This is a genomic window from Escherichia sp. E4702, assembly GCF_963883545.1.
Classification (GTDB): Bacteria; Pseudomonadota; Gammaproteobacteria; order Enterobacterales; family Enterobacteriaceae; genus Escherichia.
Map to the genome: position 1 here is coordinate 374,362 of NZ_CAWORF010000014.1, position 22,478 is coordinate 396,839.

Sequence of the window (22,478 nt, forward strand, 5' to 3'; positions counted from 1 at the left end):
ACCTATGGCGCTTACAAAAGCTGAAATGTCAGAATATCTGTTTGATAAGCTTGGGCTTAGCAAGCGGGATGCCAAAGAACTGGTTGAACTGTTTTTCGAAGAGATCCGTCGCGCTCTGGAAAACGGCGAGCAGGTGAAACTCTCTGGTTTTGGTAACTTCGATCTGCGTGATAAGAATCAACGCCCGGGACGTAACCCGAAAACGGGCGAGGATATTCCCATTACAGCACGGCGCGTGGTGACCTTCAGACCCGGGCAGAAGTTAAAAAGCCGGGTCGAAAACGCCACACCCAAAGACGAGTAATCTGATCTAACTAAAAAGGCCGCTCTGCGGCCTTTTTTCTTTTCACTGTCGAAGAGTCACCGTAAAATCAACGGAATGACACTTCAGCAGAACGGATACCATGCTGACACTTGCCCGCCACCAACAGCGACAAAATATTCGCTGGTTATTATGCCTGTCAGTTTTGATGCTGCTGGCGCTTCTCTTAAGCCTTTGCGCTGGTGAACAATGGATTTCACCTGCCGACTGGTTCACTCCTCGTGGCGAACTGTTCGTCTGGCAAATTCGCCTGCCACGTACCCTGGCTGTATTGCTGGTTGGCGCGGCGCTGGCGTTATCAGGCGCGGTCATGCAGGCGCTGTTTGAAAACCCTCTTGCGGAGCCGGGGCTGCTTGGCGTCTCTAACGGCGCTGGAGTGGGGCTTATCGCCGCTGTATTGCTCGGACAAGGGCAGTTACCGAACTGGGCGCTGGGGCTGTGTGCGATTGCTGGCGCGCTTATTATCACCTTAATTCTCTTGCGTTTTGCCCGCCGTCATCTTTCAACCAGCCGATTACTGCTGGCTGGTGTTGCGCTGGGTATCATCTGTAGCGCGTTAATGACGTGGGCCATCTACTTTTCCACGTCTGTTGATTTACGCCAACTGATGTACTGGATGATGGGCGGCTTTGGTGGTGTAGACTGGCGGCAAAGTTGGCTGATGGTGGCCTTGATTCCGGTGTTGTTGTGGATTTGCTGTCAGTCCCGCCCAATGAATATGTTAGCGCTGGGTGAAATTTCGGCGCGACAACTGGGGTTACCACTGTGGCTCTGGCGCAATGTGCTGGTCGCGGCTACCGGTTGGATGGTCGGTGTCAGTGTGGCGTTGGCTGGCGCTATTGGGTTTATTGGCCTGGTTATCCCACATATTCTGCGGCTGTGCGGATTAACCGATCACCGGGTATTACTTCCCGGCTGCGCGCTGGCAGGTGCTACTGCGTTGCTGCTTGCCGATATTGTTGCTCGACTGGCGCTGGCTTCCGCAGAGTTACCGATTGGTGTGGTCACCGCCACCTTGGGCGCGCCGGTGTTTATCTGGTTATTGTTAAAAGCAGGACGTTAGCCGCATAAAGACGGTCTATGATTAAAAGCTAAGATTTTTACTGACCTTATCCAGGAGACACGATGCAAGATCCCATTCTGACCACCGTAGTGAAGACGATTGACGGGGAAGTGACCACGCTGGAGAAATATGCCGGTAATGTGCTGCTGATTGTCAATGTCGCTTCAAAGTGTGGCTTAACGCCGCAATATGAACAGTTGGAGAATATCCAGAAAGCCTGGGCCGATCGTGGTTTTGTCGTGCTGGGATTTCCGTGCAACCAGTTCCTTGAACAAGAACCTGGTAGTGATGAAGAAATTAAAACTTATTGCACCACCACCTGGGGCGTGACGTTCCCAATGTTCAGTAAGATTGAGGTCAATGGCGAAGGGCGTCATCCGCTATATCAAAAATTGATTGCCGCAGCGCCCACGGCGGTGGCACCGGAAGAGAGCGGTTTCTACGCGCGAATGGCCAGTAAAGGCCGCGCACCGCTGTATCCTGATGATATTTTGTGGAATTTTGAAAAGTTTCTGGTGGGTAGAGACGGAAAGGTCATCCAGCGTTTTTCCCCGGATATGACGCCGGAAGATCCTATTGTAATGGAAAGCATTAAACTGGCGTTGGCAAAATAATGTCTATTGTGATGCAGTTACAGGATGTAGCGGAATCAACCCGCCTGGGGCCACTTTCTGGGGAGATCCGGGCAGGGGAGATCCTGCATCTGGTGGGGCCGAACGGCGCGGGCAAGAGCACCTTGCTGGCCCGAATGGCGGGGATGACCAGTGGTCAGGGAAGCATTCAGTTTGCAGGTAAACCACTGGATACCTGGCCCGCAACAAAACTCGCCCTGCATCGCGCTTATCTTGCACAGCAGCAGACGCCGCCGTTTGCTATGCCGGTCTGGCATTACCTGACCATGCATCAGCACGATAAAACGCGAACCGATCTGCTAAATGATGTCGCAGGGGCGCTGGCCCTTGATGACAAACTTGGCCGTAGCACCAATCAACTATCCGGTGGTGAATGGCAACGTGTCCGTCTTGCTGCTGTGGTGCTACAAATCACGCCGCAAGCGAATCCGGCAGGTCAATTACTTCTCCTTGATGAACCCATGAACAGCCTTGATGTTGCCCAGCAAAGCGCGTTAGATAAAATTTTGAGCGCGCTATGTCAGCAAGGCGTGGCGATTGTGATGAGCAGTCACGATCTTAACCACACATTGCGTCACGCGCATCGGGCGTGGTTGCTTAAACAAGGAAAACTGCTTGCCAGTGGGCGGAGAGATGAAGTACTAACGCCGCCGAATCTGGCCCAGGCTTATGGCATGAGCTTCCGTCGTCTGGACATTGAAGGTCACCGAATGCTGATTTCGACCACCTGATTTCATTAGCATCTTGAAAAACGGGTAATTTCGACGCTAAATTAATGCAAGAATAAAAAACAGAGGATTCGTACGGAATGCGTTTCTGCCTAATTTTAATTACAGCACTGTTTCTGGCCGGGTGTAGCCATCATAAAGCGCCGCCGCCAAACGCCAGGCTTTCTGACTCCATTACTGTCATTGCTGGTTTGAACGATCAACTACAGAGCTGGCATGGTACGCCGTATCGTTATGGCGGCATGACTCGACGTGGAGTGGACTGTTCGGGTTTCGTGGTTGTGACGATGCGCGACCGTTTCGACTTGCAGTTGCCACGCGAAACAAAACAACAGGCCGCTATCGGTACCCAAATTGATAAAGAAGAATTGCTGCCAGGCGATCTGGTCTTTTTCAAAACAGGTTCCGGGCAAAATGGTTTACACGTGGGTATTTACGATACCAACAATCAATTCATTCACGCCTCTACCAGCAAGGGGGTGATGCGTTCTTCCCTCGATAATGTCTACTGGCAGAAAAACTTCTGGCAGGCGAGACGAATCTAGTATCTCAATAAATGGACGGTGATGATACCGCACCGTCTGTTAACTCCTGAATACAGTAGTATTTTGCAGACAAAAATACCGCAAATGGAATATTCGTTTATACTCAGGATAATCTAAAAAAAGGACCCCTGAAAAAGTGGTTAACATGGAACAAATGAAAGTTATTCCTTCTGTATTTGTTATGCCTTATGGCCTCAAACTTTTTATCTGGATGTTGAAAAAAATCCGTAGAGAGGGGCTGTTACCATGAAGGTCTTACTGGAGAATCTTTATCATTCTGATTACTATTTTCTACCGATAAGAGACAGCCAACAAAATCTTGTTGGGGTTGAGTTAATAACCCATTTCTCCAGTGACGACGGTACGGTTCGCATCCCGACGACACGGGTTATTGCACAACTTTCAGAGGAGCAGCATTGGCAATTATTTGCCGAAAAGTTGGAATTACTAAAATCATGCCAACATTTTTTTATTCAACACAAACTCTTTGCCTGGATTAATTTAACGCCACAAGTAGCAAAGTTATTATTAGATAGGGATAATTACGCAAGCAAACTATTAAAAATTCCTTTTGCTGAATTGATGATTAATGAAAATTATCCTCATCTTAATGAGGGAAAAGATAATTATGAACTTTTGCGCTTATCGCAAATTTTCCCATTGGTTTTGGGAAATTTGGGTGCGGGCAACAGTACAATGAAGGCTGTTTTTGATGGGCTTTTCACTCGCGTCATGCTGGATAAAGGTTTTATTCAGCAACAAATAGTCCATAAATCTTTCGCTCCTTTTATTCGTGCGCTCCATGCGCAAATTTCACCTTGTTGCAATTGTATTATTGCTGCTGGTATTAATACATCGGAGATGTTGGCGCAGATGGTGCCGTTTGGTTTCCATGCTTTTCAGGGATGCTTGTGGCCCGCAGTTCCCGTAAGCCAGATAACAACGCTGGTCCAGCGATAACCCTCTTGTTTGCTGGTGTTTAAGACGAGAGTAACCGTCTACACTATCAAACAGGAGGATCTATGACCCTGTCTTTTATTACCCGCTGGCGTGATGAATTGCCGGCAACATATACATCGCTTTCCCCTACGCCTTTAAATAATGCCCGGTTGATTTGGTATAACGCCGAACTGGCTAAAACGCTGGGTGTTCCATCGTCGCTGTTTGAAAGTGGCGCGGGTGTCTGGGGCGGCGAAACTTTACTGTCGGGCATGTCGCCACTGGCCCAGGTCTACAGTGGCCACCAGTTTGGTGTCTGGGCAGGTCAGCTTGGTGACGGGCGCGGTATTTTACTCGGCGAGCAACAGTTTGCCGACGGCACCACCATGGACTGGCATCTGAAAGGTGCGGGGCTGACGCCTTATTCGCGGATGGGCGACGGCCGTGCGGTTTTACGTTCAACAATTCGCGAAAGTCTTGCCAGTGAGGCAATGCATCACCTTGGCATTCCGACGACGCGCGCCTTAAGCATTGTTACCAGCGATACGCCGGTTTACCGGGAGACGGTCGAATCAGGAGCGATGCTGATGCGCGTAGCGCAGAGTCATTTGCGATTTGGCCATTTTGAACACTTTTACTATCGTCGGGAACCGGAAAAAGTTCGCCAGCTGGCTGACTTCGCCATTCGCTATTACTGGCCGCATCTTCAGGATGAAGAGGATAAATACCGCCTCTGGTTTACCGATATTGTCGCACGAACGGCTTCGTTAATCGCCAGCTGGCAGACAGTCGGTTTTGCTCACGGGGTGATGAACACGGATAACATGTCGATTCTCGGGCTGACGCTGGATTATGGTCCATTTGCTTTCCTCGATGATTATGAACCGGGCTTTATTTGTAATCACTCTGATCATCAGGGACGTTACAGCTTTGATAATCAACCTGCCGTTGCGTTGTGGAATTTACAGCGTCTGGCGCAGACATTGTCGCCGTTTATCACTGTCGACGCGTTAAACGAGGCGCTGGAAAGCTATCAACAGGTTTTGTTGACGCATTATGGAAAACGTATGCGGCAGAAGCTGGGCTTTATGACGGAGCAAAAAGAGGATAATGCGCTACTGAATGAATTATTCAGTCTGATGGCGCAAGAGCGCAGTGATTATACTCGCACATTCCGCATGTTAAGTCTGACCGAGCAGCACAGTGCGGCTTCACCGCTGCGCGATGAGTTTATTGACCGCGCGGCGTTTGATGACTGGTTTACGCGTTATCGAGCGCGCTTGCAACAAGACGGAGTTGCCGATAGTGAACGTCAGCAACTGATGCAGAGCGTCAATCCTGCGCTGGTATTGCGAAACTGGCTGGCACAACGCGCTATTGAGGCGGCAGAAAAGGGCGATATGACAGAATTACAACGTCTGCATGAAGCGTTGCGAAATCCTTTCAGCGACAGGGATGATGACTATGTCAGTCGTCCACCTGACTGGGGTAAACGGCTTGAAGTCAGCTGCTCGAGTTAAAGGCTACTTGGTCAACAGCAGCTTGCCAGCCTGAGTTTTACGGAGCAGGTATTCTTGCCCGTCATGATCGATAATCAGTTTGCCATCCGGACCTAACAGTGTCTGGCTGGTAATTCGCCGAATGGGCTGCGGGGAAGCGGTCTTGTGATTGGCATCCGTTTCAGGCGTGAGTTTTCTGCTATCCGTATAACGCATAGAAATTAATAATAATTATATAACAATGATTCTTATTATCAATATTATGGCGAGCCAGAGCAAGCAGTAATGTGTTGAGAAGACAACAAGTTGCGCAGAAATGCCCATTCCGTCAGGAATGGGCACGCATTCAGAAGCGGGAATCTACCGCAGAGGCGAGTTTTTCGACCAGGCGTTCAGTATCTTCCCAACCTAAACAAGGATCGGTAATCGACTGACCGTAGGTGAGCGGCTGACTGCTGGCGATTTTTTGTGTACCTTCGCGCAGGAAACTTTCTGCCATAATTCCGGCAATCGCCGTGGAGCCATTGCGGATTTGCTGACAAATATCCTCACAAACTTCTAACTGGCGACGGTGCTGCTTCTGGCAGTTACCGTGGCTGAAATCCACCACCAGATGTTCAGGTAAATCAAACTCGTGCAGCGTATCGCAGGCTGCGGCGATATCATCGGCATGGTAGTTCGGTTTTTTGCCGCCACGCATAATAATGTGGCCATACGGGTTGCCGCTGGTCTGATAGATGGTCATCTGACCGTTTTTGTCTGGCGAGAGGAACATATGGCTGGCACGGGCTGCGCGGATAGCATCCACGGCAATCCGCGTGTTGCCATCGGTACCGTTTTTAAAACCTACCGGACAAGAGAGTGCCGAAGCCATTTCGCGGTGGATCTGACTTTCGGTAGTCCGTGCGCCAATTGCGCCCCAGCTAATTAAGTCAGCAATAAACTGACCGGTCACCATATCGAGAAACTCGGTTGCGGTGGGAACGCCCAGTTCATTTACCTGCAACAGCAATTTACGCGCCATTTCAAGGCCGTGATTAACGCGATAGCTGCCGTTTAAATCCGGATCGGAGATGAGTCCTTTCCAGCCGACAACGGTACGCGGTTTTTCAAAATAGGTACGCATTACAATTTCCAGTCGTGACTGGTACTGGTTGCGCAACGCCTGCAGACGGGTGGCATACTCCATGGCAGCGGTCAGATCGTGGATCGAACAGGGGCCAATAATGACCAACAGTCGCTTATCTTCACCATTCAGTATTTTTTCAATTCTGCGGCGGGAATCAATGACATGGTTGGCGACGCCAGGCGTTACGGGATACCGTAGCGCGAGTTCGGCGGGCGTACCAGGCTCTCGATACGCGCAGTACGGAGTTCGTCAGTTCTGTTCATTACAAGTCTCAGAAATTTGTTGCTTCAACGGCAGGACTACCGGGAAGTGATGCGCATCACGATAAACCAATCGCAGCTGATTTCAAGTGCGAGGTGTGTCACACCTCGCCAGGTGGTTAGCATGATAACAAAAAACAAGATAATGCACTAGTTCTCTAGTACATTCGACGGCTAAGGCCCATGATATCGAGGATCTTGGTGGCAATCTCTTCTACCGAATAATTGGTACTGTTAATCCATGGGATCTGATTTTTACGGTACAACGCTTCCACTTCCGCAACCTCCATCCGGCACTGGCGAAGCGAGGCATAGCGACTGTTCTCCCGACGCTCTTCGCGAATCGCCGCCAGACGCTCCGGGTCGATAGTCAGTCCGAACAATTTATGCTGAAGCGGCTTGAGCGACGCGGGTAGCACCAGATTATCCATATCGTCGGCAATAAAGGGGTAGTTTGCCGCACGGATACCAAACTGCATCGCCAGATACAGGCTGGTGGGGGTTTTACCACAACGAGAGACACCGAGCAGGATCACCTGAGCCTGATCCAGATTGCGCAACGAAATGCCGTCATCGTGGGCGAGGGTGTAATCAATCGCCGCAATGCGCGCATCATATTTATTGAGATTATTAGGGTTAAGGCCATGGGTACGATGAGCAATCGGCGTTGGATCCAGTTTCATCTCTTGTTGTAGCGGGGCAACCAGCGCCTGAACGATATCCTGGCAAAAACCTTCGCTTTGCAAAATGATGGCGCGGATTTCCGGTAGCACAATGGAGTAAAAAACCAGCGGGCGCACACCTGTCTGGTGATAAATTGCGTCAATCTGATCCTTCACCGCCCGTGCACGGCTTTCATTTTCGACAAACGGCAGCGTAATGCTGCTGATAGTAACGGGAAATTGTGACATCACTGCGTGTCCTAATACCTCCGCAGTTATAGCCGTACCATCAGAAATATAAAAAACGTGGCGATCAACAGCATTATCCATTTTGTTCTTCCCGTGATGCAGACATAATTCTATGAAAGCATAAATTAAAAACGTACAGAAGCGTAGAAGGTTATGCCTGGTTTATAAAATGAACCTTCAATTTTATATTTTATGAAAACAGTATTTCATTTTTACGCTTTCGTTTATACCGATGGTTTATGTGGAAATTACTGAAGATAGCGGATTTGCGCAACGCTGGGATCAGTCTTAAAAAGTAAAAAAATATATTTGCTTGAACGATTCACCGTTTTTTTCATCCGGTTAAATATGCAAAGATAAATGCGCAGAAATGTGTTTCTCAAACCGTTCATTTATCACAAAAGGATTGTTCGATGTCCAACAATGGCTCGTCACCGCTGGTGCTTTGGTATAACCAACTCGGCATGAATGATGTAGACAGGGTTGGGGGCAAAAATGCCTCCCTGGGTGAAATGATTACTAACCTTTCAGGAATGGGTGTTTCCGTTCCGAATGGTTTCGCCACAACCGCCGACGCGTTTAACCAGTTTCTGGACCAAAGCGGCGTAAACCAGCGCATTTATGAACTGCTGGATAAAACGGATATTGACGATGTTACCCAGCTTGCGAAAGCGGGCGCGCAAATCCGCCAGTGGATTATCGACACTCCCTTCCAGCCTGAGCTGGAAAACGCCATCCGCGAAGCCTATGCACAGCTTTCCGCCGATGATGAAAATGCCTCTTTTGCGGTGCGTTCCTCCGCCACCGCAGAAGATATGCCGGACGCCTCTTTTGCCGGTCAGCAGGAAACCTTCCTCAACGTTCAGGGTTTTGACGCTGTTCTCGTGGCAGTGAAACATGTCTTTGCTTCTCTGTTTAACGATCGCGCCATCTCTTATCGCGTTCACCAGGGTTACGATCACCGTGGCGTGGCACTCTCCGCCGGTGTTCAGCGGATGGTGCGCTCCGACCTCGCATCTTCTGGGGTGATGTTCTCCATTGATACCGAATCCGGCTTTGACCAGGTGGTGTTTATCACTTCCGCATGGGGCCTGGGTGAAATGGTTGTGCAGGGCGCGGTTAACCCGGATGAGTTTTACGTGCATAAACCGACACTGGCAGCGAATCGCCCGGCTATCGTGCGCCGCACCATGGGGTCGAAAAAAATCCGCATGGTCTACGCGCCGACCCAGGAGCACGGCAAGCAGGTTAAAATCGAAGACGTACCGCAGGAACAGCGTGACATCTTCTCGCTGACCAACGAAGAAGTGCAGGAACTGGCAAAACAGGCCGTACAAATTGAGAAACACTACGGTCGCCCGATGGATATTGAGTGGGCGAAAGATGGCCACACCGGTAAATTGTTTATCGTGCAGGCGCGTCCAGAAACTGTACGTTCTCGCGGTCAGGTGATGGAACGTTATACGTTGCATTCACAGGGCAAGATTATCGCCGAAGGCCGCGCTATCGGTCATCGTATCGGCGCGGGTCCGGTGAAAGTCATTCATGACATCAGCGAAATGAACCGCATCGAACCTGGCGACGTGCTGGTTACTGACATGACCGACCCGGACTGGGAACCGATCATGAAGAAAGCGTCCGCCATCGTCACCAACCGTGGCGGTCGTACCTGCCACGCGGCAATTATCGCTCGTGAACTGGGTATTCCGGCGGTAGTGGGCTGCGGTGATGCGACCGAACGTATGAAAGACGGTGAGAACGTCACCGTTTCTTGTGCCGAAGGCGATACCGGTTACGTCTATGCGGAGTTGCTTGAATTCAGTGTGAAAAGCTCCAGCGTGGAAACCATGCCGGACCTGCCACTGAAAGTGATGATGAACGTTGGTAACCCGGATCGGGCGTTTGACTTTGCCTGCCTGCCGAACGAAGGTGTGGGCCTTGCGCGTCTGGAATTTATCATCAACCGCATGATTGGCGTTCACCCCCGCGCACTGCTTGAGTTTGATGACCAGGAACCACAGTTACAAAATGAAATTCGCGAGATGATGAAAGGCTTTGATTCTCCGCGCGAATTTTACGTTGGCCGTCTGACCGAAGGGATCGCGACGCTGGGCGCCGCGTTTTATCCGAAACGCGTGATTGTCCGTCTTTCTGATTTTAAATCCAACGAATACGCCAATCTGGTGGGTGGTGAGCGTTACGAGCCGCATGAAGAGAACCCGATGCTGGGCTTCCGTGGCGCGGGCCGCTACGTTTCTGACAGCTTCCGCGACTGCTTCGCACTGGAGTGTGAAGCGGTGAAACGTGTGCGCAACGACATGGGACTGACCAACGTAGAGATCATGATCCCGTTCGTGCGTACCGTAGACCAGGCGAAAGCAGTGGTTGAAGAGCTGGCACGTCAGGGGCTGAAACGTGGCGAGAACGGGCTGAAAATCATCATGATGTGCGAAATTCCGTCCAACGCCTTGCTGGCTGAACAGTTCCTCGAATATTTCGACGGTTTCTCTATCGGCTCAAACGACATGACACAGCTGGCGCTCGGTCTGGACCGCGACTCCGGCGTGGTGTCTGAACTGTTCGATGAGCGCAACGACGCCGTGAAAGCACTGCTGTCGATGGCGATCCGTGCTGCGAAGAAACAGGGCAAATATGTCGGCATTTGCGGTCAGGGACCGTCTGACCACGAAGACTTTGCTGCATGGCTGATGGAAGAGGGGATCGATAGCTTGTCTCTGAACCCGGACACCGTGGTGCAAACCTGGTTAAGCCTGGCGGAACTGAAGAAATAAAATAAATACCCGGCGGCGTTTTGTCGCCGGGTCCATTTCTATATCCCCACCTTTTATCAACCTACTTCGGGCAAACGCGCTCGTGCAATATAAAAAGCTTCCGGGCATCATCTGAATAATTGGCTGGTGTTCTTTCTGATTTTAATTCGTTTGCGATCCTCTCCACAGAATAATTCTCGATACTGTTTTTTCTCAAAGCCGAATGTGACCACTCGTCAATTTCCTTAAGCATATGCGTAATTTTTTCGTCCAGAGTTCGTTGGATTGCACGAAGTCACTGGCGAGTCCCGTTTTTATACTGTCTTCAACCACAGAATAAAAAGGGATATGGATATGAAAAATTACCGCACCGTTATTCAGACATAAGCGCAGATTATGTAATTCAGAGAATTTATTCGAACTAAAACCGATTTTCTGATTTGTCTGGCTGTACAGAAAACAGGATAAATTCCCTCCGCGAGCGGAGGGAAACAGCTACAGGGATTGCATATGAGTTGCTATTTGAAAGTCCTGATTTGTGCGATTGTCGCACTCGCTATATGGTTTTCCCCCGTCCCTGACGGATTAACACCCTTAACCTGGCACATTCTGGCCATATTCATCACCACTGTGGTGGCGTTTATTCTGCAACCGTTGCCGGTAGGCGCTATCGCGTTAATAGCCATCAGTTTTATTATGCTGACCGGCATGATGAAAACCAGCGAAGCCTTAAAAGGTTTCAGCAGCACCACGGTATGGCTTATTGTCGCCGCATTCCTGTACGCGAAAGGATTCATCAAAACGGGGTTGGGGCGGCGTATCGCCTTTTTGCTGATTCGCGGATTTGGCGGCAGCTCGTTACGTCTGGGTTATACATTGGCGCTAAGCGATATGATTATCGCGCCCGCAACGCCATCAAACACAGCGCGAGCAGGGGGAATTTTGTTCCCGATTGTTCGCAGTGTCTCTAACAGCTTTGGATCTGAACCGGATCAAGGGCCGCGTAAAATTGGCGCTTATCTGATGCAGACGGTGTTCCATTCCAACTGTCTCTCATCCTCGATGTTTATGACGGCCAGCGCGCCAAATGCACTCATTGTATCTCTGGCGGCCAGCACCTTATTTGTCGATATCTCATGGGGGATGTGGACGCTAAGCGCACTGGTGCCGGGCATTATCGCTTTTATCACTATGCCGTTGGTCATTTACAAACTCTACCCGCCAGAGATCAAAAAGACGCCAGAAGCCAAAGCGTTGGCACAGGAAGAACTTATCAAAATGGGGCCGGTAACCCGAGATGAGCGCGTGACGATTGGCATTTTCCTGCTTTCATTATTGGCCTGGAGTACATCGAAATGGACTGGTCTGGATGCGACCGCTGTCGCGCTTTCCGGCGTCTGTTTAATGTTGATGACCCGGATTATCACCTGGCAGGATGTGCAGTCAGAGAAGGGGGCCTGGGACATTCTGGTCTGGCTGGGCGTCATGATCTGTATGGCTGATAAGCTCAATCAGCTTGGCCTGTTCAAATGGTTTGCTGTCACAACCTCGGCTCTGTTCACCGGCATTCCGTGGGAGATAACGTTGACGGTGTTGCTGATAGTTTACTGCTATTCCCACTATTTCTTTGCCGGAAGTACGCCGCATGTAGTGGCGATGTATGCCGCTTTTGGCAGCGTCTCGGTTGCTGCAGGCGCGCCGCCGATGATGGCTGCTCTGTCACTGGCGTTCGTCACTAACCTGATGAGCGGCATTTCGCATTATGGCAACGGACCCGCAGTCATCTATTACGGCGCTGGCTATGTCTCGCAACGAGAATGGTGGCGGCTGGGCTTTATCGTCATGTTGTTGAACATTGTCATCTGGTTCGGACTGGGGGCGGTGTGGTGGAAAATTCTTGGCCTATGGTAAGTGGCCTGCGGCAAACATCAATCAAGGAATAGTGTATGAACTTAAAAGATATTCAGGTGGCGATCGTCGGCAAATTAAGCGACCGCTTAATGGCTAAAGTTGAATCTACCTTCACCGCATATCGCCTGTGGGAACTGACCGACGCAGACGCTTTTTACACGCAGATCGCGCCGGATATTAAGGCGCTGGTGACCAGTGGTAATCCGGTAATGGGAGCTTCTCGGGCGCTAATTGAAAAATTTCCGAATCTGAAGATTATTGCCAGTAATGGTGTGGGCTATGACCCTATTGATATCGTGGCAGCCAGGGAGCATGGCGTTATCGTCACCAACACCCCTGGCGTGCTTAATGACTGTGTTGCAGACATTGGCATGGCGTTGTTACTCAATGTTGCCCGACGTATTAACATTGCCGATCGTTATGTTCGTGGCGGTCGTTGGCCAAACGAAGGGCGTTTCCCGATGGCGACGAAAGTGAGTGGTAAACGTTGCGGAATTGTTGGTCTGGGGAACATTGGTAATGCTGTAGCCCGCCGTGCAGCAGCATTTGAAATGGAAATTCACTATTTCGACCCAAAACCGCATAACAAACCTGAATGGACGGCGCATGATTCGCTGGTTTCTCTGGCGCAAGCGGTGGACTTCCTCGTTCTGACGCTGCCAGGCGGGGTAAGTACACGCGGCGTTATCGACAAAACTGTGCTGCAGGCTCTGGGGAAAACCGGACATTTGATCAGTATTTCCCGGGGATCAGTGGTGAACGAAACCGATCTGATTGATGCTCTGCAAAATAACATCATTGCTGGTGCGGCACTGGACGTTTATGCCAACGAACCACATGTGCCAGAACAATTAATGTCGCTGGATAACGTTGTCCTGACGCCACATATCGCCAGTGGTACGAGCGAAACGTTTAATGCAATGGCAGATTTGGTTTTTGATAACTTACAGGCTTTCTTTAGCGGACAGCCAGTTATTACCCCTGTTACTCAATAAGGCGGGAAATATGATTTATGGTGATATCGCGTATCTTAGTGAACAACAAAAGCGGACATTTCATCCTGTCATTGCTCGTGTCATTGAGTATCTTTCACAGCATGAGCTGAATAGTGTTCCTGTGGGGGAAAAGGTTTTTATTCAGGATGACTCAATATTTTATACCGTGGTTGAACCGATGACTAAACCACTACATGAATGCCGACCAGAAGTTCATCGTAAATATCTTGATGTCCATTTCTTAATTGCCGGAGAAGAGCGGATTTGTGTGGATTTTGATGATGGAGAAAACTCGGTTGTAGAAAGCCACCTGGGCGACCGTGACGTTATTTTTTATGCTGATGAACGTATTAATGATCGGATAATCACGTTGACACCAGGACAGTTTGTGGTGGTCTTCCCGGAAGAGGTACATCGGGCATGTTATAAAGTCGATAACGTGGAGAAAATCAAAAAAACAGTCGTGAAAATCGACATGAGTTTATTATAGGCGGAGCTGGCTATGACAAAAATTGCCCTGGTGACAGGGGGAAGTAAAGGTATCGGCTACGCGGCAGCAAAGGCACTCTATGACATTGGATATACTGTTATTGTTGCCGCGCGTAACGAAGAAACCTTACAGCAATGTGCACAAGGTTTAGCCAAGGAACGCTTTATTCCTCTGGTTGCTGATGTCACGGATGAGTCCGCTGTCGTTGCACTATTTGCCGAGATTAAGGTTCGTTTTGGTCGACTGGATCTCTTGTTCAATAATGCGGGCAATAATAGTCCGGCAAAAAGTATTGAAGAGGTTGAGTTTACTGAGTGGACACGCGTGTTTAACGCCAATATTCACTCGACATTTTTGTGTTCGAAAGAAGCGATTAAAATCATGAAAGCGCAGCAGCCAATGGGAGGACGTATTATTAACAATGCGTCGATTTCCGCACTGACACCGCGCCTTTATACTGCGGCATACACGGCGTCGAAACATGCTGTTACCGGGTTGACCAAGGCCATTTCCCTTGATTGTCGCAAATTTAATATCGCTTGCGGGCAAATTAATATCGGCAATGCGGAAACGACATTATCGAATCGGATGCGTAAGGGCGTTTATCAGGCAGATGGCGCTATTAAAGCGGAAGATATGATGAATGTTGCTGATGTTGCAGCAGCCATTCAGATGATGGCCCAGTTGCCAGTAACCACGAATGTGCTGGAAATAACGATTATGGCAAATAATATGCCATATGTCGGACGTGGTTAATCGGGATTGAATAAAGCACCTTGCGTATAAGGTGCTTTATTATTTATGAATTATGCCTCAACGCATGTTTGTTCCAGCCGTTGAAGAATATCTTTGCGTAACAAAAATTTTTGTATTTTACCGGAGGCCGTGCGCGGCAGTTTTTCGATCACCACGATATGTTCAGGGTATTTATATTTCGCGACCCGCTTACGGCTAAAAAAAGCCACCACGTCTTCCAGCGATAATGAATGATGCGGTGCTTTCAGCACGACATAGGCACATGAACGTTCACCTAAGCGTTCATCGGGCATTGCAACCACACAAGCATCGTGAATTTTAGGATGCTGCAATAGAATATCTTCCACTTCACGGCTGCTAATATTTTCGCCGCCGCGGACAATAATATCTTTCTTGCGTCCGGTTATTTTTATATAGCCAGCTTCATCCATGCGGCAGAGATCGCCACTGTAATACCAGCCCTCTTCATCCAGCGCGCGAGCGGTTAATTCAGGTTCATCAAAATAACCCATAAACACATTAGGGCCACGCGAGGCTTCTTCACCTTCGCAACCAGGCGGTAAGGTCTTGCGTGCGTCATCGACCACTTTAATTTCCACGCCTGCGGCAGCGTAACCATCGGTGTGCATAAAGCGCGACAAAGGATCGTCGAGATTCACCACTGCATGTGGCGAGCTTTCTGTGGAACCATAAACGCTTAATAATTTAATGCCGCGCTGCTGGCATTCACGCGCCACTTTTTTGGGGATCGTGGTGCCGCCGCAAAGAAAGAAACGCAGCGCAGAAAGGTCGGCAGGCTGTTTCTCTAGTAGATTCAAAAGGTCATAAACAAACGGCGTTGCTCCGAGCATACAGGTGCAACGTTGTTGCTCAAGTAGCGAGAGACAGGCTTCCGGGGTAAAAATATCTAACAACACGCTGCGGGCGCCAATCAAAAACGGCGCTGTTACGCCATGCAGAAACCCCGTCGCGTGACCGAGTGGTGCAGGCATCATAAAGACATCCAGCCAGGTCAGATTCAGCCGTGCACAATAAGCCCGTTCGCTGGCGAGAATATTATTATGCGTTAGCATCACACCCTTTGGCATGCCCTCAGTTCCGGAGGTAAATAGCACCGCCGCTAATTCATCGCCGTGGACCGATGTTGCGACGGCCAGCGGGGGATTGTCGGCAATAATCTGACTTAACGAGAGAGACGAGGTGGCGGAGGCCAGCTTATCCACGCCGACGATCTGTTGTAGTTGTGGAAGCTGATTTTGCAGTGGCAGGATTAAATCTACCGGACGCGTTTGTTTAAACAATGTCGGTGCAAAAAACATTTTTGCCTGACACTTATTGAGCACCCATACCAGTTCAGCTTCCCGCCAGGAAGGCAACAGTGGTACGGAAACCGCACCGATTTTCAGGCAGGCAAGATAGATAACGGTAAATTCACACCAGCCAGGCAATTGAAAAGCGATACGATCGCCCGATTCAATACCGTTAGCCAGTAACCAGCTTGCCAGACAGTTCGCAGCGTGATCGAGTGCGCTATAGGTGTACGATTCGCCATGATTATCGACAACGGCTATTTTGTCTGGCATCGCGCATGCAGTCTGCCGCCAGTAGTCGGCCAGCGAAGCATCGCCCCACAATCCTTGTTGTCGATAGGCTGCACGACGCTGCGCGTTAAACGTTAATGTCACTTTCATTTTGAACTCTCGAAACAGAACGTCAGGCCCGAGGTGCGGGCCTGTGGGAAGCGTAATTAGCCGTAACGGAAATCAATACCGAAGGTGCCTGCGGGGTATTGCCATTGTTCGAGAATAGTGTTGCCACACAGCACCCGACAGGTGCCGCACTCCAGACAACCGGCGGAATCAAAATGAATGTTTCCCGCGTCATCCTGCTTATACAGTCCGGCAGGGCAGGCTTTCATTAATTTTTGAAATTCATTGATGTCGGGATTTGCCGCCAGAATGATATGCGGGTGGCCCTCATCAACATGGAATTTATTGACGCCTAATTTGATGTCAACGTTGACCGTAGCGTTCTGGTTCATAGCGCGGTTGCCCCCTTAATGCCATCTTTCAGCAGATTAATCAGTCCGATTTTCTTCGCATGTCCGAGAATCATTTTTCGTACCGGCTGGTTTGGTTTGCCGTCAATAGTGAACATATCGTTCATGATATCGGCGACCATGCGCGGATACTGACTAAACAGGCGCGGGTTTTCCATCAGCGCCGGGATCTTGCGAAAATGCTGCATATCACGCATGACACAGCTTTGTTCCAGCTCGTGCTTGTATTGCGCCAGACTGCTGGTGGAGAAATCCGCGCGTTCTTTGGCGGCAATCGCCGTTGTGGCAGCCGCCTGGGCCGATGCGATGGCTAAATCCATTCCGCGAACCGTAAAGCCCAGATTGAGGCAGAAGCCTGCAGCGTCTCCGACGATCATCACACCATCGTTAACCAGCTGCGGTACCATTGCCAGACCGCCTTCCGGCACCATATGCGCGGAATATTCAAGCAGTTTGCCACCGCTAATCAGTGGGCGAATGGCGGGGTGCTGTTTAAAATCCTCCAGCATTTGCGGCACGCTTTTTTGCGCATGGGCGATATCACCCAATCCACAAACCAGACCCAACGATACGGAATCCTTGTTGGTATAGAGAAATCCCCCGCCCATCAGGCCGTCAGAAGGGGAACCGGCAAACAGCCAGGCGGCACCTTCATCGCCAGTGACGTTAAAGCGATCGTTGATTTGCTCCGGCGTGAGGCCAATGACTTCTTTAACGCCAACAGCGTAATGATGCGGATCGGAGGCGGGAACCATTCCCAGCGAACGGCCAAGCATTGAATTAACGCCATCAGCCAGAATCACCACATTGGCTTCGAGAATATCATCCCCGGCCTGGACGCCAGTGACCTTGTTACCTTCACGAACCAGCGCATCAACGCGAACGCCCGGGATAAACTGCGCGCCCGCTTGTTCGGCTTGTTCCATCAACCACGGGTCGAGACGATTGCGCAATACGGTATAAGAAGCGTGTTGCGGAACATCTGGCTGCTCGCGGTGAAAATCGAGGGTAACGGCGCTCTCTTCGGTTAAGAAGGAGATTTTCTCGCGTGTGACTTTGCGTTCTACCGGCGCTGATGCAGCAAAGCCTGGAATGATCGCTTCAAGCGTGTGGGCATAAAGACGCCCGCCGGTCATGTTTTTACATCCGGCACTGTCGCCGCGTTCTATCACCAGGACATCCAGTCCGGCTCGCGCCATGACCAATGCGGCAACGCTACCGGCAACGCCCGCACCGACCACAATGGCATCAAATTTGTCATCCGACATGCGTTATGCTCCCTTCCCGCTGCGTTTACAGCGGGAGATGTGGTTGAAAGGGAATTAGCGACTCAACTGGCTAATCAGGGCAGGGACGACTTTGTAGATATCGCCCACCAGACCGTAGTCGGCATAGTTGAAGATTGGCGCGTTTTTATCTTTATTGATGGCGACAATCACTTTTGCGCCATTGCCGCCAACCATATGTTGGATCTGCCCGGAGATCCCCAGCGTCAGGTAGAGGTCGGATTTCAGCAACACGCCGGAGACACCGATATAACGTTCACGCTCCATCCAGTTCTCGCCTTCGGCAATCGGGCGTGAACAACCGACTTCAGCATTGAGTGCCGCTGCCAGTTCGTGAATCATTTTCAGGTCATCCTGCGCTGCCAGACCACGACCGACGCCAACCACGCGTTTTGCTTTGCTCAGGTCCACGCTGCTTGCCGCTTTCGCACGGCGTTCGCGACTAAGAATTTCATGACGCGGAGCAACGTAAGGCACAGTTTCAATCGGACACTGATGCGAGGCGTCACTGGTGCAAGGTTCCTGAACACCGGGCGCAAGGGTAATGATCGCCAGCGGGCTATTGATCTTTTCCTGGGCGAACGCCAGCCCGCCATACATACGGTGCTCGGCGTAAACGTGACCATCGACCACATCAACCGCAGTGGCATCGTTCACCAGCGCCGCATTCAGTTGCACACTTAACCGTGCAGCCAGCGCTTTACCGCGTTTTGTCGCGGCCAGCAGCAACATAGAGGTGTGTTTATCTTTCAGCAGGGCAGCAATGCTTTCAGCGTAATTTTCAGTGCGTTGCAGTGCATCGTTTTGCTCAAGAACATAAATACATTTTGGACCATAAGGCATAACAGCCTGTGCCTGGTCGGTATTTTGTACAATGGCATACACCTGTTGGCCCCATTGCTGCGCACCGCCAAACAGTTCGGCATAACGTTCAGGATTATCGCTAAAGACCCAGACGTTGTTTAATTGACTCATCGTTTCTTCTCCGTTGGCTTTAGTTCAGGGCTTTCTTCAGATGTTCCGCCAGCTCGGCAATGGCTTCCGGCGAATCGTTATCGAGAATGATGTGTTTGCGTTCTGTTTGCGGCGGTACGCGAACGCCGATCAGTTCAGCAAGCGGCGTGGCCTGGCTCCAGCCGATATCACTCGCCTGCCACTGATGTACCGTTTTTTTGCCCGCGCCGAGAATGGCTTTCATCGATGGAATGCGTGGCACGTTAATATCTGACGTGACGCACAGCACGGCTGGAACAGCGAGTTCGATCACTTCAACTTCATCTTCAAGAGTGCGTTCAACGATCAGCGTATTCCCCTGACGCTGAATGGCACTCACCGCGTTGATCACCGGAAGTTGCAACATTTCTCCCACCAGCAGGCCAACCTGTTGGGCATAGAGATCGCCAGAACCTTCACCGAAGATCAGTAAATCGAAGCCGATCTTTTCTGCCGCCGCGGCCAGGGCCTTAGCCGTATCAAGGGGGAGTGCATGCTCAAGCTGGGCATCCTGCATCATATACAGACAGTGCGGTCCGCGGGATAACACGTCTTTACGCACTTTTGAGTTCTGCAACAATGAACCGCCAACGGTCAGCGCGGCTATCTCATCATCATCCGTTGCAAGCTGGCTTGCGGCTTCAATGGCATTGAGATCGAACTGGCTAATTTTGGCGTCGGCATTGTCGAAATTGAGGGTGTACTCGGGAGTGACAACAATGTCCTGTTCTTCAGGCACCAGCTTAAAGCAGGTTATTATTTTCATGATTTCTCCTGTGGGTCGCATACGGAACCATCTCCGATGGAAGGTAAAAATGGCCTGAAAATAGTGTGCGATAGCAGGGCGGGGTTTTCGACGGAGCAATCTGTTTTCCTTGCCAACAATCTTGCAAAAAAAATGCGATCGCTAAAACAAAAGCGAAATGTACAGAAATATTCTTCTGTGCTGGGCGTACTATCTTGCATTCAATGTAAATAATCTTGTTTAGCTCTCGCTAAACGCGGTTGTATAACCGCAATACACGCCGTATTTTATCCGGCATATATTGTTTTTGCTTGCTCATGGAATAGGGAGGTTGTCATGTATCAACGCTGTTTTGATAATGCCAGCGAAGTGCTGTTTGTCGCCGGTAAAACGCCACGACTTTCGCGCTTTGCGTTTAGTGACGATCCTAAATGGGAGTCGGGACATCACGTTCATGATAATGAAACCGAGCTGATTTATGTTAAGAAAGGAGTGGCAAGATTTACCATTGATTCTTCGCTCTATGTGGCACATGCCGATGACATTGTGGTGATAGAACGTGGCAGACTGCACGCGGTAGCTTCAGATGCTAACGACCCGGCAACGACCTGTACCTGTGCGCTATACGGTTTTCAGTTTCAGGGCGCAGAAGAAAATCAGTTACTGCAACCGCATTCTTGCCCGGTAATTGCCGCAGGGCAGGGAAAAGAGGTCATCAAAACGCTTTTTAATGAATTAAGTGTGATTTTACCGCAAAGTAAAAATGGCAACACATCTTCAGTGTGGGATGCATTTTCCTATACGTTAGCGATTCTCTATTACGAAAACTTTAAAAATGCCTATCGTTCGGAGCAGGGGTATATTAAAAAAGATGTCCTGATAAAAGATATTCTCTTTTATCTTAATAATAATTACCGCGAAAAAATCACTTTAGAACAGTTATCGAAAAAATTTCGTGCCAGCGTCAGTTATATTTGTCATGAATTTACTAAAGAGTATCGAATTTCTCCCATTAACTACGTCATTCAACGGCGTATGACGGAAGCGAAATGGTTGCTGACCAATACCGATTTGTCGCAGGCAGAAATCTCCTGGCGCGTGGGTTATGAAAATGTCGATCATTTTGCCAAACTGTTTTTGCGCCATGTTGGCTGTTCTCCCAGTGATTACCGCAAACAATTTAAAAATTGTTTTGCTGAACAAGAAATCTTATCTGAATTTTCTGAACCTGTAAGTCTTGCCGGATAAATCTGACGGCGCAGTTTTTGTCAGAAGCTGCGCCGCCTGAAGATTATTTATTCTGGTAATCTTTCAGGATCTGCCGACCTGCAACGTAAATCATAATCTCGTCAGTACCACCGCCAATCCGTTCACAGCGCACATCACGCCAGAAGCGGGAGACGCGCGCCTCATCGGTGTAGCCCAGACCGCCCATGATTTGAATCGCATCGTCAATGACTTCCATTGCAGTGCGTGCGCAGTACAGTTTTGCCAGCGCCGCGCTGGTGCGCAGTGACTGATGCTGATCGGCTTGCCATGCCACTTTCAACACCATGTTGCGCATGTTGTCGATCTTAATCGCCATCAGCGCCAGTTTTTCCTGGATCATCTGGTTATGACCAATTGGCTTACCAAAAGCGATACGCTGGTTGGCATAGCGGGCGGCATCTTCGAATGCGCATTCGGCAAAGCCAGTGCTGCGCGCGGCGTTGATCAGGCGCTCCATCTCAAAGTTGTACATCACATTGAGGAAACCCATTCCTTCTTCGCCTACCATGTCGCTCTCTTCAACTTCCACGTTGTCGAGATAAACTTCGCAGGTGCTAAGCATATGCCAGCCGATTTTATGCAGCGGATTGATCTTAATGCCGGGCTTACTGGACTCAACCCACCACAGGGTGAAGGCTTTTTTCGGATCTTTCGGTTCTGGATCGCGCGCCAACACCAGCATATACGGGTACTCTTTCGCGCCAGTGATGAAGGTTTTCTGTCCGTTGATGTAAACCTTGCCATTTTTACGCGTGTAAGTGGTGGTGGCGCTGTTGTTATCTGAGCCAGCGCCTGGTTCCGTCAACGCCAGGGCATAGGCGGGGTCGCCGGTTTCCAGGGTGCTTTCTGCCGTTTTACGTAGCTGCTCCTCAGAACCGAAACGGCGCATGCTGTGAATACACTGACCGTTGGTAATCAAAAACGCCGGAGCACCGCATTTTGACACTTCCATCAGCGCCAGCATCTGGGTGACGTAATCCGCAGGGATGCCGCCGAACTCTTCCGGCACGCCAAGCATAGAAATGCCGTTATCCGCCAGCGCCCGCATAAACTCACGCGGATATGTACCGTTTTGATCGCAGGTGCGGAAATACTCTTCCGGAAAGTTAGTTGTAATCAGTTCGCGAATACTGGCCAGCAGCAGTTCTTGTTCTTCAGTTAAAGAAAAATCCATC

21 protein-coding genes and 1 pseudogene are annotated in these 22,478 nt (G+C 50.0%); 13 read left to right on the forward strand and 9 right to left on the reverse strand.

The features are described 5' to 3' along the window. The first annotated feature begins 4 nt into the window (after positions 1 to 4). The 7 genes from ihfA (at position 5) to selO (ending at position 5,749) form a co-directional block, all read left to right on the forward strand. Positions 5 to 304, forward strand: a complete 300-nt coding sequence (gene ihfA / locus AACU94_RS07900; protein WP_002440155.1) for an integration host factor subunit alpha — start codon at positions 5 to 7, stop codon at positions 302 to 304. A gap of 100 nt (positions 305 to 404) precedes the next feature. Then, entirely contained in the window at positions 405 to 1,385 is a 981-nt protein-coding gene (gene btuC / locus AACU94_RS07905) for a vitamin B12 ABC transporter permease BtuC (RefSeq protein WP_130224659.1), read from the forward strand. 62 nt (positions 1,386 to 1,447) lie between these two features. Then, the gene (btuE, locus tag AACU94_RS07910; RefSeq protein ID WP_130208280.1) at positions 1,448 to 1,999 is read left to right on the forward strand and encodes a bifunctional thioredoxin/glutathione peroxidase; all 552 of its coding nucleotides are present in this window, start codon (positions 1,448 to 1,450) and stop codon (positions 1,997 to 1,999) included. After that, complete coding sequence (gene btuD, locus AACU94_RS07915) at positions 1,999 to 2,748, forward strand: vitamin B12 ABC transporter ATP-binding protein BtuD (protein WP_135489215.1); 750 nt, start codon at positions 1,999 to 2,001, stop codon at positions 2,746 to 2,748. The genes btuE and btuD overlap by 1 nt, the downstream gene beginning before the upstream one ends. A 77-nt stretch (positions 2,749 to 2,825) precedes the next feature. After that, positions 2,826 to 3,290, forward strand: coding sequence for a C40 family peptidase (locus AACU94_RS07920; RefSeq protein ID WP_130208276.1), 465 nt, complete (start codon positions 2,826 to 2,828; stop codon positions 3,288 to 3,290). A 246-nt stretch (positions 3,291 to 3,536) separates the two neighbouring features. Next, positions 3,537 to 4,250, forward strand: coding sequence for an EAL domain-containing protein (locus AACU94_RS07925; protein WP_135489216.1), 714 nt, complete (start codon positions 3,537 to 3,539; stop codon positions 4,248 to 4,250). A gap of 62 nt (positions 4,251 to 4,312) precedes the next feature. Then, positions 4,313 to 5,749, forward strand: coding sequence for a protein adenylyltransferase SelO (gene selO, locus AACU94_RS07930; protein ID WP_135489217.1), 1,437 nt, complete (start codon positions 4,313 to 4,315; stop codon positions 5,747 to 5,749). A 3-nt stretch (positions 5,750 to 5,752) separates the two neighbouring features. On the opposite strand, the gene hemP is transcribed toward selO, so the two are convergent. The 3 genes and pseudogenes from hemP to ppsR all read right to left on the reverse strand — a co-directional run bounded on the left by hemP (position 5,753) and on the right by ppsR (position 8,109). After that, on the reverse strand, positions 5,753 to 5,944 hold the full coding sequence (gene hemP / locus AACU94_RS07935; RefSeq protein ID WP_001270810.1) for a hemin uptake protein HemP: 192 nt from the start codon (positions 5,942 to 5,944) through the stop codon (positions 5,753 to 5,755). A gap of 130 nt (positions 5,945 to 6,074) precedes the next feature. Next, positions 6,075 to 7,120: pseudogene (gene aroH / locus AACU94_RS07940) on the reverse strand (3-deoxy-7-phosphoheptulonate synthase AroH). A 155-nt stretch (positions 7,121 to 7,275) separates the two neighbouring features. Beyond that, a complete protein-coding gene (gene ppsR, locus AACU94_RS07945; protein WP_000368046.1) occupies positions 7,276 to 8,109 on the reverse strand; it encodes a posphoenolpyruvate synthetase regulatory kinase/phosphorylase PpsR in 834 nt (277 codons plus the stop codon). A 332-nt stretch (positions 8,110 to 8,441) separates the two neighbouring features. On the opposite strand from ppsR, the gene ppsA reads away from it, so the two are divergent. The 5 genes from ppsA to AACU94_RS07970 all read left to right on the forward strand — a co-directional run bounded on the left by ppsA (position 8,442) and on the right by AACU94_RS07970 (position 14,951). Further along, positions 8,442 to 10,820 carry a phosphoenolpyruvate synthase gene (ppsA, locus tag AACU94_RS07950; protein ID WP_130208268.1) on the forward strand — a complete coding sequence of 793 codons (2,379 nt, stop codon included), beginning with the start codon at positions 8,442 to 8,444 and terminating at the stop codon, positions 10,818 to 10,820. Between the two features lie 489 nt (positions 10,821 to 11,309). Continuing rightward, positions 11,310 to 12,710 (forward strand): anion permease, encoded by a 1,401-nt coding sequence (locus AACU94_RS07955; protein WP_130218907.1) that lies wholly within the window; start codon positions 11,310 to 11,312, stop codon positions 12,708 to 12,710. 35 nt (positions 12,711 to 12,745) lie between these two features. Further along, a complete protein-coding gene (locus tag AACU94_RS07960) occupies positions 12,746 to 13,705 on the forward strand; it encodes a 2-hydroxyacid dehydrogenase (RefSeq protein WP_130218909.1) in 960 nt (319 codons plus the stop codon). 10 nt (positions 13,706 to 13,715) lie between these two features. After that, positions 13,716 to 14,195, forward strand: coding sequence for a YhcH/YjgK/YiaL family protein (locus AACU94_RS07965; RefSeq protein ID WP_130218911.1), 480 nt, complete (start codon positions 13,716 to 13,718; stop codon positions 14,193 to 14,195). A 12-nt stretch (positions 14,196 to 14,207) separates the two neighbouring features. Continuing rightward, complete coding sequence (locus AACU94_RS07970; protein ID WP_130218913.1) at positions 14,208 to 14,951, forward strand: SDR family oxidoreductase; 744 nt, start codon at positions 14,208 to 14,210, stop codon at positions 14,949 to 14,951. Between the two features lie 50 nt (positions 14,952 to 15,001). Here AACU94_RS07970 and fadK read toward each other — a convergent pair whose 3' ends face one another. From fadK to AACU94_RS07995, 5 genes are read right to left on the reverse strand one after another with little or no spacing between them, the layout of a single operon-like run. Next, on the reverse strand, positions 15,002 to 16,642 hold the full coding sequence (gene fadK, locus AACU94_RS07975; protein ID WP_135489218.1) for a medium-chain fatty-acid--CoA ligase: 1,641 nt from the start codon (positions 16,640 to 16,642) through the stop codon (positions 15,002 to 15,004). Between the two features lie 56 nt (positions 16,643 to 16,698). Next, complete coding sequence (locus AACU94_RS07980) at positions 16,699 to 16,992, reverse strand: ferredoxin family protein (protein WP_135489219.1); 294 nt, start codon at positions 16,990 to 16,992, stop codon at positions 16,699 to 16,701. Then, a complete protein-coding gene (locus AACU94_RS07985; RefSeq protein WP_135489220.1) occupies positions 16,989 to 18,278 on the reverse strand; it encodes an FAD-dependent oxidoreductase in 1,290 nt (429 codons plus the stop codon). Before AACU94_RS07985 ends, AACU94_RS07980 begins: the two co-directional genes overlap by 4 nt. 54 nt (positions 18,279 to 18,332) lie before the next feature. After that, positions 18,333 to 19,271 carry an electron transfer flavoprotein subunit alpha gene (locus AACU94_RS07990; RefSeq protein ID WP_130218919.1) on the reverse strand — a complete coding sequence of 313 codons (939 nt, stop codon included), beginning with the start codon at positions 19,269 to 19,271 and terminating at the stop codon, positions 18,333 to 18,335. A gap of 19 nt (positions 19,272 to 19,290) precedes the next feature. Next, entirely contained in the window at positions 19,291 to 20,055 is a 765-nt protein-coding gene (locus AACU94_RS07995) for an electron transfer flavoprotein (RefSeq protein WP_135385926.1), read from the reverse strand. A 315-nt stretch (positions 20,056 to 20,370) separates the two neighbouring features. Here AACU94_RS07995 and AACU94_RS08000 point away from each other — a divergent pair, with 315 nt between their 5' ends. Next, positions 20,371 to 21,282 carry an AraC family transcriptional regulator gene (locus tag AACU94_RS08000; protein WP_130218923.1) on the forward strand — a complete coding sequence of 304 codons (912 nt, stop codon included), beginning with the start codon at positions 20,371 to 20,373 and terminating at the stop codon, positions 21,280 to 21,282. Positions 21,283 to 21,325: 43 nt separating this feature from the next. On the opposite strand, the gene AACU94_RS08005 is transcribed toward AACU94_RS08000, so the two are convergent. Continuing rightward, positions 21,326 to 22,477 carry an acyl-CoA dehydrogenase gene (locus AACU94_RS08005; RefSeq protein WP_000347861.1) on the reverse strand — a complete coding sequence of 384 codons (1,152 nt, stop codon included), beginning with the start codon at positions 22,475 to 22,477 and terminating at the stop codon, positions 21,326 to 21,328. Between the last annotated feature and the right edge of the window lies 1 nt (position 22,478).